Raw genomic sequence first — 17,609 nt, 5'->3', positions numbered from 1 at the left:
GCTCACATCTTGGCCGGTAACACACACTTCAGCGCGGGAGCGAGCTGGCTAGTGCGTTGGCCACGAACGTTCGCCGGGTCTGGCGACACGCTGATCGATGTTTAGGGTGCTGGGGTCGGTCGGCTTCACTCTGGATGCAACGTAGTTGTTGTTGAGGATGAGTGAGGTCGCAGATGGCAGAGCCGGTCAGGGCGCGACGGTTGACTGATCAAGAGGGGCAGAGGCTGCAGCAGATCGTTCGGCGGGGCCGCCACGAGTCCGTGCGGGTGCGTCGGGCACTGATCATCATGGCGTCGGCGTCGGGGACCACCGTGACGGCGATCGCGCAGTTGGTCGCCGCGCACGAGGACACAGTCCGGGACGTGATCCACGCGTTCAACGAGGAGGGCCTGGCCGCGCTGGACCCTCGGTGGGCGGGAGGCCGTCCCCGCCTGATCAGCGATGACGAACGCGAGTTCATCATCGCGACGGCCCGGACCCGCCCGGTCACGCTGGGACGTCCCTTCACGCACTGGAGCCTTCGCAAGCTCACCGACTACCTGGCCCGCAACCGGGTGAGGACGGTGAAGATCGGCCGGGAACGGCTGCGGCAGATCTTGCGCGAGAACGGGATCTCCTTCCAGCGGACCCGCACCTGGAAGGAGTCCAAGGATCCCGACAAGGACACCAAACTCGACCGCATCGAGCACGTGACCAGTCGTTTCCCGGACCGGTGTTTCGCCTTCGACCAGTTCGGCCCGCTGTCGATCCGCCCCTGCCACGGCTCCGGCTGGGCCCAGGAGAAGAAACCGGACCGGCTGCCGGCCACCTATCACCGCACCCACGGCATCCGGTACTTCCACGGCTGCTATTCCCTGGGCGACGACCAGCTGTGGGGAGTGACCCGCCGCCGCAAGGGCGGTGACCACAGCCTCTCGGCGCTGAAGTCGATCCGGGCCGCTCGCCCCGACGGCGCCCCTGTCTACGTGATCATGGACAACCTGTCGGCGAACAAGACCCCGACCATCCGGACCTGGGCGAAGAAGAACAAGGTCGAGTTGTGCCTGACGCCGACGAGCGCGTCGTGGGCCAACCCGATCGAGGCGCAGTTCGGGCCCCTGCGCAACTTCGTCATGGCCAACTCGAACCACCCCAACCACACCGTCCTCGCCCGCAAGCTCCAGGACTACCTGCGGTGGCGCAACGCCAACGCGCGGCACCCCGACGTCCTGGCCGCCCAGCGCCGCGAACGCGCCAAGGTCCGCAGCGAACGCCAGCAACGCTGGGGCCACCCACGCCCCAAGGCCGCATGACCAGACCCGGCACACGTTCGTGGCCAACGCACTAGAGTCATTGATCCAGCGAGGCTTGCCCGGTGCCTGACACAGAAACCACAGGTGCCCGGCACATGTCCGGGTACGCCGCTGGGCACAGCGTTCGGCACCGCCAAGAGGCCTCTCCTGTACGCCTCCACCGGCTCGCCCTCCTCAGCACCGCCTCCTCCCGGGAGAAACCCATGAGCCCGCACGCCCCACGACGCACCTCCTTGCCCCTCCTGACCCTGCTGGCGCTGGGACTCGGACTGCTCGCCCTGCCGGGCGGCAGCCGTCCGCACACCGAACCCGCCGCGCACAACATCGCGAGCGCCTCCACGGCACCCGCACCCGCACCCGCACCCAGGGCGAAGGAACCGAAGTACGCCGGCTATCTCTTCAGCTACTTCACCGGCGAGGACACCGCGGACGGCGAGCAGATCCGCATGGCCCTCAGCCGCGGCAACGACGCGCTCAACTGGCGCGGGCTGAACGGCGGCAAGCCGGTACTCACCTCGGTCCTCGGCACCAAGGGCCTGCGCGACCCCTTCATCATCCGCTCCCCCAAGGGCGACAAGTTCTACCAGATAGCCACCGATCTGCGGATGAACGGGGGAAGCGGCGGCAGCTGGGACCAGGTGCAGCGCACCGGCAGCAAGTCGATCATGGTGTGGGAGTCCACCGACCTCGTCCACTGGACCGATCAGCGGCTGGTGAAGGTCGCTCCCGACACCGCGGGCAACACCTGGGCCCCCGAGGCGTACTACGACGAGAAGCTCCGCTCGTACGTCGTCTTCTGGGCCTCCAAGGTGTACGCCGAGAACGATCCGCAGCACACCGGCTCCACCTACAACAAAATGCTGTACGCCACCACACAGGACTTCCGCACTTTCATCGGGCCCAAGGTGTGGAACGACCCCGGCTACTCGGTCATCGACTCGACGGTGATCCGCCACAACGGCAGTTACTACCGTTTCACCAAGGACGAGCGGGACCCGTCGTCGGCCAACCCCTGCTCGAAGTTCATCACCGCGGACAAGTCGGCCAACCTCACCGCGGATCCGTACCGGTTCATCGGCGACTGCATCGGCAAGGGCGCGATCGACCGCGGCGAAGGCCCTGCGGTGGTCAAGTCCAACACCGAGAACAAGTGGTACCTGTACATCGACGAGTTCGGCGGGCGCGGCTACGTCCCCTTCGAGACCACCGACCTCGACTCGGGCAGGTGGACGATGTCCAAGGACTACGCACTCCCCGCGGGCGCCAGGCACGGCACCGTACGCCCGGTGGCACCGCCGGGGTCCGGCGGTGCCACCGGGCGTGGTGCGGGTCTACCCGTAGCTGACGTCGGACGCCGAGTAGCGACAGTGCGTACTGTCGGGGCCCGAGCCTGTCTTCACCGGCTCCGCACCGGTGTTGTTGCCGGTCCAGCGTTCGCAGACGGCCATCTTCTTGTTGCTGTCGCCATGGATGCGTATGTTGCGCAGCGTGGCGCTGTCCCCGTAGTTGGTGTTGACACCGACGATCGACTTGCCGGGGGCGGTGAGGTCGACGTTGTTCACGGCGATCGTGCGCTTGTACTGCGTGGAGCAGTTGCCGCAGGAACGCACCAGCTTGCCGAAGTCGGACACCTGGAAGTTGTTGATGCTGAGCTTCCCTGCGCCGTTGAACTGGAAGACCTTGTCCGAGGCCTTCCTGGCGCCGCCGCCGTTGACCGTGTAGACCGAGCCGGCGGACTTGCCCTTGAAGGTGGCCGCGTCCTCACCGACGTCCTCCCACCAGACGTTCTCCAGCGTGCAGCTGCCCGCGCAGTGGATGCCGTCCGCGGCCGGGGAGCCGATGATGACGTTCTTCAGGACCGCACCGTCCTTGAGCTTGAACACCGGGTCCTGGTCCTCGTCCTGACCACCGTTGCCCAGATCACCGCTGCCGTAGAAGCGCTTGAGTCCGCCGTCGTACGGACCCGACACCTCGATCGTCTTGGAGACGGGCACATTGTCCTTGGGGGTGGGCCAGGCGGGGGCGGCGCTCGCGGGTGCCACCATGAGGCTGGTGACGACCGCGGCTCCGGACAGTCCGACGGCGGCGACCGCCGCAGCTGTGGCGCGGCGCCGTGTCAGGCGCTGCTTGCGGCCCTTGCGCAGTTCGGCTCGTTGACTCATGTGCCGTCCGTTCCTCGGATGTGGTGGAGGGGAGACCTTTCGCTTCCTGGTCGCCACCGCCCGGCGGGAAGTTGCCGGGCACCCGGGGAATTCCGGTGCATGTCTAGGCCGAGCCGGCGCCCGCCCCCGCCGCGGGGTCCAGCCGCCTGTAAAGCTCAGCCATCCCCTTGGAGGTCTGGCTCTTCACCGTGCCCACCGAGATGCCGAGGGTGTGTGCGGTGTCCTTCTCGGAGAGGTCGAACGAGTGCCGGAGCACTACGCACGCCCGCTTACAGAACGGCAGCCCGCGAAGCGCCGCCTGCACATCGATCACGGCCGGGACGTCGGGGTCGTCCGTCTTCTCGTTGCGGCACGACCAGAAGAGGGTGACCCGTCGGCGCTCACGCACGGCGCTGCGTATCCTGCTGCGCGCCATATTGGCGACCACCCCGCGTGCGTACGCGGCCGGGTACTCGGCGCCGCGCACCCGGTCCCAGCGGTCCCACAGTGCCAGCAGGGCGTCCGCCGCCAGGTCGTCCGCGCCGTCGGCGTCACCGGTCAGCAGGTGGGCCAGGCGCACCAGTTCGGCGTAGTGCCTCTCGAAGAAGGCATGGAATTCCGCGGTTGCGTCATCGACGACCGCACGCATGGGACACCACCTCAGTCACCGGCCCGGACACAGCTTGTTCGGTATTTCGTACGCCATCTGTGATGACGAACGCCGAACGGTAAACGGGTGGTCACCCGAGGTCAACCCGTGGGACGGAACCGACGGTTCCTCCGCCCACCGACCGCACCTGTACGGGCCGCTCGGACCCCTCCGCCGTGACCCGCACGAGGTCTCCCTCGCGCACCGCCCGGAAGACCGCGGCCGGGCGTCCGTCGAGGTCGGGAACGGTGACCGTGGCGTCGTACGTGTCCGGCGTCACCAGCAGCGTCAGGCCGTCGAGCCAGTCGCTGTCGGGGCGCTGGTCGTCGGCGCCGAACGGAATCAGCGCCCCGGGGCGTACGTACAGCGGCAGGCTGTCGAACCCGTGGACCTCCCGCCGCCACCCCGGGCCCTGCGCCGGCTCGCCGGTCAGGAGATGGATCCACTGTCCCTCGGGCAGATAGAACTCGACGTCCCCGCCTGCGCTGAAGACGGGAGCCACCAGCAGATCGGGGCCGAGCATGTACTGGCGGTCCAGCACGCGGCAGGCCGGATCATCGGGGAACTCCAGCAGCATCGGGCGCATCAAGGGGACGCCGCTGCGGTGGGCCTCGGCCGCCGCGCCGTACAGATAGGGCATCAGCCGGTGCTTGAGCAGGGTGAACTTCCGTGCCACATCGACCGCTTCCTCGCCGAAGGCCCACGGCACCCGGTACGAGACATTGCCGTGCAGTCGGCTGTGCGAGGAAAGCAGGCCGAAAGCCAGCCAGCGTTTGAAGACCTCCGGATCCGGGGTGCCCTCGAATCCGCCGATGTCGTGGCTCCAGAAGCCGAAGCCGGACAGGCTCAGCGACAGGCCGCCGCGCAGCGACTCGGCCATCGCGTTGAAGGAGGCGAAACAGTCGCCGCCCCAGTGCACGGGGAACTGCTGTCCGCCCACCGTCGCCGAGCGGGCGAAGAGCACGGCCTGCCCCATGCCCCGCTCCTTCTCCAGGAGTTCGAAGACGGTGCGGTTGTAGAGGTGGGTGTAGTAGTTGTGCATCCGCTGCGGGTCGGAGCCGTCGTGCCAGAGCACGTCGGTGGGAACCCGTTCGCCGAAGTCGGTCTTGAAGCAGTCGACGCCCTGGTCGAGCAGGACACGCAGCTTGCCCGCGTACCACTCGCGCGCGGCCGGGTCGGTGAAGTCCACCAGTGCCATGCCGGGCTGCCACAGGTCCCACTGCCAGATGTCGCCGTTGGGGCAGGTGACCAGGAAACCCCCGGCCACCGCCTCGTCGAACAGCGCGGATTTCTGGGCGATGTACGGGTTGATCCACATGCTGATCCTGAGGCCGCGCTCGCGGAGCCTGCGCAGCATGGCCTCCGGGTCGGAGAAGACCTCCGGGTCCCACTGGAAGTCCGACCACTGGTACTCACGCATCCAGAAACAGTCGAAGTGGAAGACGCTCAGCGGGATGCCGCGCTCCGCCATGCCGTCCACGAAGGACGTGACGGTCTCCTCGTCGTACGCCGTGCAGAACGAGGTCGTCAGCCACAGGCCGAAGGACCAGGCGGGCGGCAGCGCGGGGCGGCCGGTGAGCGCGGTGTAGCGAGTGAGTACGTCCTTGGGGGTCGGTCCCGCGACGACGTAGAACTCCAACGACTGGTCCTCGACACTGAACTGCACCTGCCCGACCGACTCGGAACCGATCTCGTAGGAGACCTTTCCCGGGTGGTTCACCAGCACGCCATAGCCGCGCGAGGAGAGATGGAAGGGGATGTTCTTGTAGGCCTGCTCGCTGCTGGTACCCCCGTCGGCCTGCCAGATGTCGACGCTCTGGCCGTTCCTGAGGAAGGGGGTGAACCGCTCACCGAGCCCGTAGATGTCCTCCCCCACCGCGAGCGCGAGTTGGCCGATCATATGGTGGGCGCCGTCAGCGGTGATGGCGAAGGCCGTGCCCTTGCTCTCGATCGCGGTCAGCCGCCGGCCGTCCGCGTCGAGGAATTCCAGGCCCCAGGGCCCGGCGGTGTCCAGGCGCACGGTGAGCGGGCCACTGATCAGTTCGGTGACGGTGCCCGTCCGCCGGACCTCCGCGCCTGCGGGTGCGGCGCCGGGCAGTTCGAAGTCGGGGCCGCGGTGGGCCCGGCCCGCATGATGGGTGGCACGGACGCCGATGACCCCCGGGGCCGGGGAGAAGCAGTCGACGGTGATGAGCGGTGTGTTGAGGGTGTCGCCCCGGTCCTGCACGTGCTTGACCGCCGCGTACGCGGTGAAGTGGTCCTCGGCCGTGCGCAGATCGCGTACCTCGGTCGCGTACGAGGCCCGCACACCGTCGCGCATGAGCCAGAAGCCGTCGGTGAACTTCATCGCGTGTGGTCCCTCGGGGTCGGTGCGGAGGTGAAGGTGAGCCGCGCCAGGCGGACTCGGCCGCGCAGTCGCACCCGCAGGTCGCGCACCCCGTCGACGGCGAAGGGGGCGCTGCGGGCCGTGTAGTCGTAAGGTCCGCCCGCCGGGGACACGGGGACGGTGGTGGCCGCGGCTCCCGAGACGAGCTCCACGGAGCCCTCCCCCGACACCTCGGCCGTAACGGACAAGACGCCGTCACCGAAGTCGCAGTCCCGGTAGAGAAGCAGCCCGCCGACGCCGCCGGCCGGGGTCATCGCGTCGCCTGCGGACCTGGTGCGGTCGACGATTGCGGTGCCGCTCTGCTCGTCGTACGCGACTGCCGCGAGCCCGGCCTCCCTCACCGGCCTGGCGGTGAGCGGATCACCCTCCACCTCGACGGACGCGGTGAGCCTGATGTCCGCACTGGAGGCCCCGACCAGCAGGTCGTACGTCCCGGGCGACGTGCTCCACCGGTCGTGGGTGACGTCCCAGAACCCCAGCTCCGAGAGCGGCAGCCGGAACTCGACGCGCTGTGCGGCTCCCGGCGCGAGGGGCAGGCGTCGGTGGGCCGCGAGCTGCCGGGACGGCCGGGCGACCGGTGCGTTCATGGCCCGGGTGTAGAGCTGCGCCACTTCGTCGGCGGCGACAGGCCCGGTGTTGGTGACCGTGAACGCGACCCTCAGTGTCTCCCCGTCGTGGTCGGCCGTCATGCCCTCGTACGCGAACGACGAGTACGCCAGGCCGTGCCCGAAGGGATACAGCGCGGCTCCGTCGAAGTACAGGTACGTCTGGCGGGAGCCGATGATGTCGTAGTCGAACAGGTCCGGCAGATCGGTGTCGGCCGCGTACCAGGTCTGCGGCAGCCGCCCGGCCGGCGAGACGTCCCCGGCCAGCACCCGGGCGAGCGCGGTGCCCGCGGCCTGACCGCCGTGCGCGGTCCACAGCAGGGCGGGCAGCGCCGTGTGGGCGTCCGCGACGGCGTACGGGTAAGCGGAGACCAGAGCCAGCGCGGTGCGCGGATTTGCGGCCCGGGCCGCACGCCACAGCCGTTCCTGGTGGGGAGGCAGAGCCAGGGTCGTGCGGTCCTGGGTCTCCCGGCCGTTGATGTGCGGGTCGTTTCCGGCGACGACGATCACCGCGTCGGCGGAGGCCGCCACCCGGGCCACGGTGTCTTCGCCGCGCTCCAGGAACTCGATCGCGAAAACTTCCCCGTCGGCGGCAACCTTCACGCCGTCGGCAGCAACAGACACGTAATCACCCGTTCCCAGGTGCCTGAGGAGGCAGCCGTCGACGCCGTCCCGGTTCTCCAGCGCGAAGACCTCCTGGACCACCCAGCCTCCCGGCCGGTCCGCCGACGCACGGACGAACCCGTCGTCGGCGACCGACAGATACCGGCCGTCGGGAGCGCGCAGAGTCCACGTGCCCTCGCCCCAGTCGACCAGGGCGAACTCGGTCGGTTCGACGCCCGTGGTCAGCGGCGGCAGATCCGTACGCCCGGTGAGCAGGGCCGGGTCCAGAGCCCCCTCGACGCCGCGCACCCGGCCGCCCCCGCCCGCCTCGGGCACCTGGAGCCACCCGGCGGCGGCCTTCAGGCGCACCCGGTCCACGCCTTCGGCGAAGGTGATGTGCGCGTCGCCGAAACGCTCTTGCAAGCCGTCGAGCACGGTGGAGCGGCGGATCGGGGTTCCGCTGTACCAGTCGGTCTTGCACTCGTCGGCGAGCAGCCCGGCCACCGCTATGCGTGTCCCCTGCGCGAGCGGCAGCATGCCGTCGTTCTTGAGCAGTACGACCGCCTGCTCGGCGGCCTCCTGGGCGAGGGCCCGGTGCTCGGGGGTGTCGAACTGCCGCAGGGACACATCCGCGTACGGGTCGAGGCCGGGGTCGAACTCCCCGAGCCTGAACCGTACGGACAGCTGGCGGCGTACCGCCCGGTCGATGTCGGTCTCGTCGATCAGGCCCTGCTCCAGGGCTCCGCGGAGCCGGCCGCGGACGACCGTCGCGTCGGTGCCGTGGTCGGTGAAACTGTCGACTCCGGCGACGAGCGCGGCGGCGGTCGCCTCCTCGTGGGTGTCGAAGTACTTCTCGGACTCGACGAGGTTGGTGGGCGCGCCCGCGTCGGAGCACACCAGCAGTTCCTCGTCGGTCCAGGTGCGCAAGTGGTCGCGCAGATGAGGCGATACGTGGTTGGGGCGGCCGTTGACCAGGTTGTACGCGGGCATCACGCCGGCGACGGCGCCCGCCTCGACGGCCCCCCGGAAAGCGCGCAGGTCGTACTCGTGCAGCACCCGCGGACGCACGGACGAGGACGAGGTGTCGCGGTGCGTCTCGTTGTTGTGGGCGAGCCAGTGCTTGAGCACCGGCGCGGTGCGCCAGTAGACCGGGTGCTCACCGCGCAGCCCGCGGGTGTACGCCACGGCGATGGCCGCGGTGAGCCCGGGGTCCTCCGAGTAGCCCTCTTCGTTGCGCCCCCACAGCGGATGACGCAGCAGGTTCACGGTCGGGGCCCAGACGTTGAGGCCGACGCGCTCGTCGCGGGAGCGCATGGCCCGCGCTTCGGTGCCGACCGCCGCTCCGACCCTGCGCACCAGGTCCTCGTTCCAGGTCGAGCCGAGCCCGACCGCCTGCGGAAATACGGTCGCAGGACCCATCCACGCGACGCCGTGCAGGGCTTCCTGTCCGGTGCGGAAGGCGGCGATGCCGAGCCGCTCCACGGCGGGCGCGAACTGGTGCAGCATCGCGATGCGTTCGTCGAGCGTCAGCCGGGCCAGCAGATCGTCGATGCGCTCACCGAAGGGCAACTCGGGGTCGCGGAACGGCGGTGGGCTTGTCGTCACGTGGCAGATCCCCTTGAAGTACTGGCCGAGTGAATCTTCGAAGCGCTTCGATGCTCCGCGCTGATGAGTTCACATGTCAAGGAGGTCGCCGAGACATCCCGGCAACAGCAAACAGCACCGGAAGACCCCCACATCCTTTCCATGGAAAGGAATATGAGGTGCGAGCCTTGTTACGTCGGACCCCTTCACTTAACCTCGCAGCAACATCGAAGCGCTTCGAAAGCCGACCGACGATTTCCGTCGTGTGTCCTGGCGCGCCACGAAGGGTTGACGCAATGACGCCGAACTTCCCCTCCCCCAGCTCTGCCCTGAGCCGGAGAGACCTCCTCTCCTCCACTGCGGTCGCCGCGCTGGCGGTGACCGGTGGAATGCCGCTGCTCGCCGCCTGCGGCAGCAGCGGCGGGGCGAAGAACGAGGGCACGACCACGGGGAAGAAGCTGAAGGACCTGCTCCCGACCCATGTGGCGTCCGCCCTGGTCGCCCCCGACTTCCCCAGCGAGAACGGCTCCGCGGCCGGCTTCATCACCGCGCTCCCCACGGACAGGCTCGCCGTGTCGGTGCCGAAGAAACTCGGCAAGGGCGGTGAACTCACCATCATGTCGCCGATCTACGGCACCGCCCCGAAGGCGGGCAACCCGTACTGGACGGCGATGGACGAGGGGGCCGGGGTCCGGGTCAAGTGGCAGAACCAGGACGGCGCCACCTACGGTCAGAAGCTGGGCGCGGTCCTCGCATCGAGTTCCATACCGGACGCGGTCGTCGTCCCCGGCTGGGAGCTGATGGGGAAGATCCCCAGCGCCGTCACCAACAAGTTCGCCGACCTCGGCCCGTATCTGACGGGTGACAAGGTCAAGGACTACCCGAACCTCGCCGCGATCCCCACCGCGGCCTGGCAGCGCGCGGTCTTCGGCGGCAAGCTGCGCGGCCTGCCGATGCCGGCTGCCGACACCCCGAACATCGCGCCTCTCTACCGCGCCGACCTCTTCCAGGAGAGGGGGCTGTCCGCTCCGTCGAGCACCAAGGAGTTCTTCGACCTCTGCAAGGAGCTCAACGCCCCGCGGAGCAAGGTGTGGGCCTGCGGTGACATGACCTGGGCGGCCTTCAACTTCTTCGGTGTGCTGCCGGAGAAGCCGCACTACTGGCAGCTCGACGGCGACAGGCTGGTCAACCGCTACGAGACCCCCGAGTATCTGGCGGCCCTGGACTGGTCGCGCTCGCTGTACTCGGCGGGATTCGTCCACCCGGACGCCAGGTCGGAGAGCGGTGACATCGGCAATCTCTTCGCCGGCGGCAAGGTCATGATGTACAACGCCGACATCTCCGACTGGTACGGGAAGACCGCGGTGCAGCGCGTGGAGAACAAAAAGTTCTCGATGGCGGCGATGGACTACTTCGCCCATGACGGCGGCAAGCCCACCCTCTACGCCGCGGCGCCCTCCAACATGTGGTGCTTCGTCAACAAGAAGGCCGACGCCGACACCGTCCGCGACCTCCTCGCGCTCGCCAACTTCAGCGCCGCACCGTACGGATCCAAGGAGCAGCGGCTGCGGCAGTTCGGTGTCGAAGGCGTCCACCACACCCTCGAGGAGGGCGTGCTCACCAAGAACGGCAAGGGCAACAACGAGGTCTTCGGGACCTACGAGTACATCGCCTCCCCCGCGGCCTTCCTCACCTATCCCGACCAGCCCGATGTGGTGAAGGGCATGACCGAGTGGCAGCGGCGCATGGGCGCGTTTCTCGAGAAGCCGCTCTTCTACGGCATGCAGATCCAGGAGCCCACCCGGTACACCGAGCTCAACAGCCAGTTCGAGGACCTGGAGAAGGACATCGTGCGCGGCCGCAAGAAGATCGGCGACATGCAGCGGGCGGTGTCCGACTGGAAGTCCGGCGGTGGCGACAAGCTGCGCGACTGGTACCGAAAGCTGCTCGACGAGACAGGCACCTCGGCCGGCTGATCAGCGCCGTACGCGGGACCGGGGAGAGACGATGGAGCACAGAAATTCGCCCGGAGGAACGAGAATCGGCTCTGCGGACAGCGGGGCGGGCCTGACCGGGGGCCCCGGGGAATCGGAGCAACCACCGCCGGACAGTACGGAACCGGTAAGGAGGGAACCGCCTCCCACCGGCAAAGCCCCGAACGGCATCCGCCTGCGGCACCGGCTTCGGCGTGACGGCGTCCTGCTCCTGATGGTGCTGCCCGCCATCGTGCTTCTGCTGGTCTTCAACTACGTACCGCTGATCGGCAACGCCGTCGCCTTCCAGGGCTACGACCCGTATGTCGCGGACAACGCCTTCCAGGCGATGATGCAGAGCCCCTGGGTCGGGTTCGAGCATTTCCGGCACATGGTCGAGGACCGCCTGTTCTGGCAGGCCCTGCGGAACACCCTCGCCATCTTCCTCATTCAACTGACGCTGTTCTTCCCGGTCCCGATCCTGCTCGCGCTGTTCATCAACAGTTTTGTACGCCCCCGGGTACGCGCGGTCGCCCAGGCGATTCTGTATCTGCCGCACTTCTTCTCCTGGGTCCTGGTCGTCACGATCTTCCAGCAGATGTTCGGCGGCGCCGGTCTGGTGGCGCAGACACTGCGTGACCACGGCCACGACGGGTTCGACCTGATGACCGACCCGGGGCTGTTCAAGTTCCTGATCACCTTCGAAATGGTCTGGAAGGACGCGGGCTGGGGGGTCATCGTCTTCCTCGCCGCACTGGCCGCCGTCAGCCCCGACCTGTACGAGGCGGCGGCCATGGACGGTGCGAACCGCCGGCGGCGTATGTGGCACATCACGCTGCCTGCCATGCGGCCGGTGGTGGCGCTGCTGCTGGTGCTCCAGGTCGGCAACGCGCTCACGGTCGGCTTCGAGCAGATCCTCCTGCAGCGCACCGCGGTCGGACCGACCGCCGCCGAGGTCCTGGACACCTACGTCTGGAACATCGGTATTCAGAACGGCAACTTCAGCTATGCGGCGGCCGTCGGGATCGTCAAGGGAATCTTCGGGCTCCTGCTGGTGCTCGCGGCCAACAAGGTCGCCCATCTGATGGGCGAGCAGGGGGTGTACAAGCGATGAGCGCGCTCACCGGAACCACCCGCAGCCGCTTCGTGCGCGGCCGGCCTCGCCCGGCCTGGGAGGAGGAGCCAACCCGGGCCGGGCTCGCCACCAAGGGTGTGACTCTGGCCCTGGTCTGCCTGGGTGTACTCTCCCCCGTCTGGGTGGTGCTCGTCACCAGCCTCTCCTCGGTGAGGACAATCACCGAGACCGGTGGGCTGGTGGTGATACCCCGGGGTGTCACCCTCGTCGCCTACCAGGAACTGCTGAGCGGCGGTCAGGTCACGCGGGCCGCGGTGGTCAGCGCCGGTGTCACCGTGGTGGGCACGCTCTTCAGCATGACGGTGTCCGTCCTGTGCGCCTTCGGGCTCTCACGTTCCGGGTCCGTGCTCCACCGGCCGATCCTGGTGTTCCTCGTCGCCACGATGTTCTTCGGGGCCGGGCTGATCCCGACGTATCTGGTGGTGCAGGGCCTCGGACTCACCAACACGTATCTGTCACTGATCCTGCCGAGCGCGCTCAATGTCTTCAACATCCTGGTCCTGCGTGCGTTCTTCATGAGTACCGCACAGGAACTGATCGAGAGCGCCCGGATCGACGGGGCAGGTGACCTCCGCATCCTGTGGCAGATCGTCATGCCGCTCTCGCGAGCGGTGATCGCTGTGATCACGCTGTTCTACGCGGTCGGCTACTGGAGCGCGTGGTTCAACGCCTCCATCTACATCAGCGATCCCGACATGCTGCCGCTGCAGAACATCATGCAGCAGCTGGTCATCAAGCAGACCCCGCCCACCGGCCTGGCGCAGGCCATGAACACCGGCCGACTGTCGCCACTCGCGGTCCAGATGGCCGTGATGGTGCTGGCCCTTATCCCTGTCGCCGTGCTGTCGCCCTTCGTGCAGAAGCACTTCAGGCAAGGCATGCTCACCGGCGCGATCAAGGGCTGACCCGCACGTCCCCACCTGCCTCGTCCGGTCCACCCGGCCGGACGCACAGACCGCCGTCGCGCGCGGACGGGCCTGACCCGTCCGCGCGCGACGGTCTCCCCGCCCAGCGCTCCTCCTCATCCCCCATCTGAAGGAGACCGCCATGTCCAGACCCGTCCCCACGCCCAGCAGACGCGCTGTGCTCGCCGGCGCCTCGGCCGCGGCAGCACTCACCGCGCTGCCCGCGCCGGCGGGCCCTGCCCACGCCGCGAGCGCCGGTCCCGCGGCCCGGGCGCCGTATCGCTGGCGCAATGTCGTCATCGGCGGGACCGGGTTCATCACCGGGGTGCTCTTCCACCCCCGGGTGAAGGGGCTCGCCTACGCCCGCACCGACATCGGCGGCGCATACCGCTGGTCCGACTCCACCGGTGTGTGGACCCCGCTGACCGACCACCTCGGCTGGGACGACTGGAATCTGCTGGGCGTCGAGGCGATGGCCGTGGACCCCGCCCACCCCGACCGGGTCTATCTCGCCCTCGGCACCTACGCCCAGCCCTGGGCCGGGAACGGCGCGGTACTGCGCTCCTCCGACCGGGGCGCCACCTGGTCCCGCACCGACCTGACCCTCAAGCTCGGTGCGAACGAGGACGGCAGGGGCACCGGCGAACGGCTGCTCGTGGACCCCAACAACAGCGACACACTCTGGCTGGGCACCCGCCACGACGGGCTCCTCACCTCCTCCGACCGGGGTGCGAGCTGGAGCGCGGCGCCCTTCCCCGCCATCCCGTCCACGTCCGGACAGGGCATCACCCTCCTCGTCGCGGCCGGGCGCATGCTCTACGCCGGCTGGGGCGACGGCGGGACCGCGAACCTGTACCGGAACTCGGGTTCCGGGTGGGAGGCCGTCCCCGGACAGCCGGCCGGCGCGAGCGCCAGGGTGCTGATCCGTGCCGCGTACGACACCAGCACCCGGGCGCTGTACGTCACGTACGCCGATGCCGCCGGGCCCAACGGCCAGACGGACGGTTCCGTCCACAGGCTCGACACCGCCACCGGCCGGTGGGCCACCGTCACCCCCGAACCGACCGGTGGCGCCTTCGGCTACGGCGGCGTGGCCGTCGACGCGAAGAAGCCAGGCACAGTCGTCGTCTCCACCAACAACCGCTGGTCGCAGATCGACACCCTGTTCCGCTCCACCGACGGCGGCGAGACCTGGACGTCCCTGAAGGACACGGCGGTGCTCGACGTCTCCGAGACTCCCTTCCTCAAGTGGGGCGAGGACAGGCCCAAGTTCGGCTGGTGGATCCAGACCGTCGCCGTCGATCCGTACGACTCGAAGCACATCGTGTACGCGACGGGCGCCACCCTCTACGGCACCCGTGATCTGGTGCGCTGGGCGCCGCAGATCCGGGGCCTGGAGGAGAGCGCCGTCCGCCAACTGATCTCACCTCCGGTCGGCGAGGCTCATCTGATCAGCGGCCTCGGGGACATCGGCGTGATGTACCACGAGCGGCTGACGGCCTCCCCCTCGCGGGGCATGGCGTCCCACCCCGTCATGGGTTCGTCCACCGGACTCGCCCAGGCCGCGCTCGGACCCTCGTACGTCGTGCGCACCGGCTGGGGCGACCACGGCAACGGCGCGTACTCCAACGACGGCGGACGGGCCTGGGCGCCGTTCGCCGCCCAGCCTCCGATCGCCAAGACCGCACCCGGCCCGATCGCCGTGAGCGCGGACGGCAGCACCCTGCTGTGGTCGTTCGTCCACTGGGACGGGACCAAGTACGCCGCGCACCGCTCCACCGACAGCGGCGCCTCCTGGAGCGAGGTGTCCTCCTTCCCGAAGGGCGCCACCCCGGTCGCCGACCCGCTGGCACCGGCCCGCTTCTACGCGTACGACACCGACGCGGGGACGCTGTACGCCAGTACCGACGGCGGTGTCTCCTTCACGGCTCGGGCGACCGGACTGCCTTCCAGCGACGCCCGGTTCAGGGTCGCGGCGACGCCCGGCCGCAGCGGTGAGCTGTGGCTCTCGGCGAAGGACAGCGGGCTGCACCGCTCGAAGGACGGCGGCGCCACATTCGGCAGAGTCACCAGCTGCGGGGCCTCGCACAGTCTCGGGTTCGGAAAGGCCGCCCCGGGCGCCACCCACCCGGTGATCTTCCAGGTCGGCTCGTTGGAGAACGTCACGGCGGTCTACCGTTCCGACGACGAGGCGAAAAGCTGGACCCGTATCAACGACGATGCCCACCAGTGGGGCTGGACCGGGGAGACGATCACCGGTGACCCACGCCTCCACGGCCGGGTCTACCTCTCCACCAACGGCCGCGGCATCCAGTACGGAGATCCACAGTGATCGGCGGCCGTATTCTCTTCGGCGGCGACTACAACCCCGAGCAGTGGCCCGAGGAGGTCTGGCCCGACGATGTACGCCTCATGAAGCAGGCCGGGGTCAACTCCGTCACTCTCGGGGTCTTCTCCTGGGCGAAGCTCGAACCTCGCCCAGGCGCCCGCGAGTTCGGGTGGCTGGACCGGCTGATGGATCTGATGCACGAGAACGGCATCGGTGTCGTCCTCGCGACCCCCACCGCGTCCCCACCGCCCTGGATGGGCAAGCTGCATCCGGAAACACTGCCGATCGACGAGGACGGCCGGACGGTGTGGTGGGGCTCGCGCCAGCAGTTCTCGCACTCGAGCGTGGTCTACCGGCAGTACGCCGCCGCCATCACCGAGGACCTCGCGGCCCGGTACGGCAGCCACCCCGCGCTCACCATGTGGCACATCAACAACGAATACTGCACCCACGACTGGGGTGAGGAAGCGGCCCGCGCCTTCCGCACCTGGCTGCGCGCCAGGTACATGTCGACCGACGCGCTCAACGAGGCCTGGGGCACCGCGTTCTGGAGCCAGCGCTACGACTCCTGGGACGAGATCATTCCGCCCCGCCGCGCCCAGTATCTGAAGAACCCCACTCAGGTACTGGACTTCAAGCGCTTCACATCCGCTGCGCTCATGGAGTGTTACCTCGCCGAGCGCGACATCGTCGTCCGGCACACCCCGCGCATCCCGGTCACCACCAACTTCATGCCGCTGTGGACGGGCCAGGACGCCTGGCAGTGGTCCCGCCACGAGGACATCGTCTCCGTCGACATCTACCCGGATCCCAAGGACCCGCTGGCCGGTCAGTACAACGCGATGATCGGCGACATGACGCGCTCACAGGCGCGCGGCCCCTGGATGCTGATGGAACAGGCGGCGGGTCCGGTCAATTTCCGCGGTGTCAACCACCCCAAACCACGCGGACTCAACCGCCTCCTGTCCCTCCAGTCCGTCGCACACGGCGCGGACGCCGTCTGCTACTTCCAGTGGCGGCAGTCCCGGCAGGGCGCGGAGAAGTTCCATTCCGGGATGGTGTCGCACGCGGGCGAGCACGGCCGTACGTACCAGGAGATCAAACAGCTCGGCGCCGAACTGGCCCTGCTGGCACCGGAGGTCGGCGGCACCCAGGTGTCTTCCCAGGTAGCGATCCTGCACGACTGGGAGTCCTGGTGGGCCGACCAGCAGGACGGCCGCCCGTCGACCGGGGTCGAGTACCCGGAGATCGTGCGGGCCTGGCACCGCGCCCTGTGGGAGGCGAAGATCCCGGCCGGCTTCGCCCATCCCGAGCACGACCTGGACTCGTACGCGCTTGTTCTCATCCCGCATCTGTACCTCCTCACCGACAGCGCGATCGACGCCCTGGTGGCGTATGTGCGCGACGGCGGCACCGTGGTCTGCGGCTTCCACACCGGCGTCGCCGACCGGGACGACCGCATCAGGGACGGTGGCATGGACGCGCGGCTCCGGGAGCTGTTCGGCATCCGCACGATCCATGAGTGGTGGCCGCTGGACGCGGGCGAGACAGTGGACTGCGGGGCGTTCCGCGGGCTGCTCTGGTCCGAGGAGATCGAGGCGTCCGAGACCGCGGAGACGCTCGCCGGCTACAAGGGCGGCGAGCTCGACGGGCTGCCGGCCGTACTGCGCAAGGGCCGTGCCCGGTACCTCTCCACCCTGCCCGAGCCCGACGCGCTGCGCGCGATCATCTCGGGCGTCGCCAGGGACGCGGGCGTGCGCCCCTCCCTGGAAAACCTCCCCGAGGCGGTGGAGGCGGTGCACCGCGGCGACCTGCTCTTCCTACTGAACCACAGCCGCGAAACGGTCACCTTCGACATCCCTGGCGACCGCCGCCACGACCTGCTCACCGGCACCGAGGTGAGCGGCCGGGTGGAGCTGGAACGGTACGGAGTGCGAGTGCTCCGGTCATGACCCGCTCGCGCCCCCAAGAACCCCCATGCACCCCACTGCGAACCACAATGGAGGG

The 17,609-nt window shown here is 68.8% G+C and carries 10 protein-coding genes and 1 pseudogene; 7 read left to right on the top strand and 4 right to left on the bottom strand.

Annotated elements, in window-relative coordinates:
- Nucleotides 1–173: 173 nt before the first annotated feature.
- Both ABCR94_RS15315 and ABCR94_RS15310 read left to right on the top strand, forming a co-directional pair.
- Nucleotides 174–1,292, top strand: coding sequence for an IS630 family transposase (locus ABCR94_RS15315; RefSeq protein WP_347116969.1), 1,119 nt, complete (start codon nt 174–176; stop codon nt 1,290–1,292).
- A 203-nt stretch (nt 1,293–1,495) separates the two neighbouring features.
- Nucleotides 1,496–2,581 (top strand): annotated as a pseudogene (locus ABCR94_RS15310) (glycoside hydrolase family 43 protein); the annotation flags it as partial.
- A gap of 42 nt (nt 2,582–2,623) precedes the next feature.
- Here ABCR94_RS15310 and ABCR94_RS15305 read toward each other — a convergent pair.
- The 4 genes from ABCR94_RS15305 to ABCR94_RS15290 form a co-directional block, all read right to left on the bottom strand.
- Nucleotides 2,624–3,454 carry a pectate lyase gene (locus ABCR94_RS15305; protein WP_347119837.1) on the bottom strand — a complete coding sequence of 277 codons (831 nt, stop codon included), beginning with the start codon at nt 3,452–3,454 and terminating at the stop codon, nt 2,624–2,626.
- 103 nt (nt 3,455–3,557) lie between these two features.
- Entirely contained in the window at nt 3,558–4,082 is a 525-nt protein-coding gene (locus ABCR94_RS15300) for a SigE family RNA polymerase sigma factor (RefSeq protein WP_347119836.1), read from the bottom strand.
- 91 nt (nt 4,083–4,173) lie between these two features.
- Nucleotides 4,174–6,429, bottom strand: a complete 2,256-nt coding sequence (gene yicI / locus ABCR94_RS15295; RefSeq protein WP_347119835.1) for an alpha-xylosidase — start codon at nt 6,427–6,429, stop codon at nt 4,174–4,176.
- The gene (locus tag ABCR94_RS15290) at nt 6,426–9,281 is read right to left on the bottom strand and encodes a glycoside hydrolase family 3 C-terminal domain-containing protein (protein WP_347119834.1); all 2,856 of its coding nucleotides are present in this window, start codon (nt 9,279–9,281) and stop codon (nt 6,426–6,428) included. The genes yicI and ABCR94_RS15290 overlap by 4 nt, the downstream gene beginning before the upstream one ends.
- Nucleotides 9,282–9,556: 275 nt before the next feature.
- Here ABCR94_RS15290 and ABCR94_RS15285 point away from each other — a divergent pair, with 275 nt between their 5' ends.
- The 5 genes from ABCR94_RS15285 (at nt 9,557) to ABCR94_RS15265 (ending at nt 17,554) form a co-directional block, all read left to right on the top strand.
- A complete protein-coding gene (locus ABCR94_RS15285) occupies nt 9,557–11,236 on the top strand; it encodes an extracellular solute-binding protein (RefSeq protein ID WP_347119833.1) in 1,680 nt (559 codons plus the stop codon).
- Between the two features lie 31 nt (nt 11,237–11,267).
- Nucleotides 11,268–12,347: an ABC transporter permease gene (locus ABCR94_RS15280; RefSeq protein WP_521977025.1), complete on the top strand. Its 1,080-nt coding sequence runs from the start codon at nt 11,268–11,270 to the stop codon at nt 12,345–12,347.
- Nucleotides 12,344–13,273 carry a carbohydrate ABC transporter permease gene (locus ABCR94_RS15275; RefSeq protein ID WP_347119832.1) on the top strand — a complete coding sequence of 310 codons (930 nt, stop codon included), beginning with the start codon at nt 12,344–12,346 and terminating at the stop codon, nt 13,271–13,273. The genes ABCR94_RS15280 and ABCR94_RS15275 overlap by 4 nt, the downstream gene beginning before the upstream one ends.
- A gap of 142 nt (nt 13,274–13,415) precedes the next feature.
- Entirely contained in the window at nt 13,416–15,605 is a 2,190-nt protein-coding gene (locus ABCR94_RS15270) for a 1,4-beta-glucanase (protein WP_347119831.1), read from the top strand.
- A complete protein-coding gene (locus ABCR94_RS15265) occupies nt 15,602–17,554 on the top strand; it encodes a beta-galactosidase (protein WP_347119830.1) in 1,953 nt (650 codons plus the stop codon). The genes ABCR94_RS15270 and ABCR94_RS15265 overlap by 4 nt, the downstream gene beginning before the upstream one ends.
- Nucleotides 17,555–17,609 lie beyond the last annotated feature (55 nt).

The organism is Streptomyces changchenzhani (assembly GCF_039766235.1).
Taxonomy (GTDB): Bacteria; Actinomycetota; Actinomycetes; order Streptomycetales; family Streptomycetaceae; genus Streptomyces.
This window is presented reverse-complemented; position numbering and strand designations above follow the sequence as displayed.

Excerpts from the sequence above, each read along its gene's own strand:
- ABCR94_RS15275 (WP_347119832.1), top strand. The coding sequence starts at position 12,344 with ATGAGCGCGCTCACCGGAACCACCCGCAGCCGCTTCGTGCGCGGCCGG.
- ABCR94_RS15270 (WP_347119831.1), top strand. The coding sequence starts at position 13,416 with ATGTCCAGACCCGTCCCCACGCCCAGCAGACGCGCTGTGCTCGCCGGC.
- ABCR94_RS15285 (WP_347119833.1), top strand. The coding sequence starts at position 9,557 with ATGACGCCGAACTTCCCCTCCCCCAGCTCTGCCCTGAGCCGGAGAGAC.
- ABCR94_RS15315 (WP_347116969.1), top strand. The coding sequence starts at position 174 with ATGGCAGAGCCGGTCAGGGCGCGACGGTTGACTGATCAAGAGGGGCAG.
- ABCR94_RS15305 (WP_347119837.1), bottom strand. The coding sequence starts at position 3,454 with ATGAGTCAACGAGCCGAACTGCGCAAGGGCCGCAAGCAGCGCCTGACA.
- ABCR94_RS15300 (WP_347119836.1), bottom strand. The coding sequence starts at position 4,082 with ATGCGTGCGGTCGTCGATGACGCAACCGCGGAATTCCATGCCTTCTTC.
- yicI (WP_347119835.1), bottom strand. The coding sequence starts at position 6,429 with ATGAAGTTCACCGACGGCTTCTGGCTCATGCGCGACGGTGTGCGGGCC.
- ABCR94_RS15280 (WP_521977025.1), top strand. The coding sequence starts at position 11,268 with ATGGAGCACAGAAATTCGCCCGGAGGAACGAGAATCGGCTCTGCGGAC.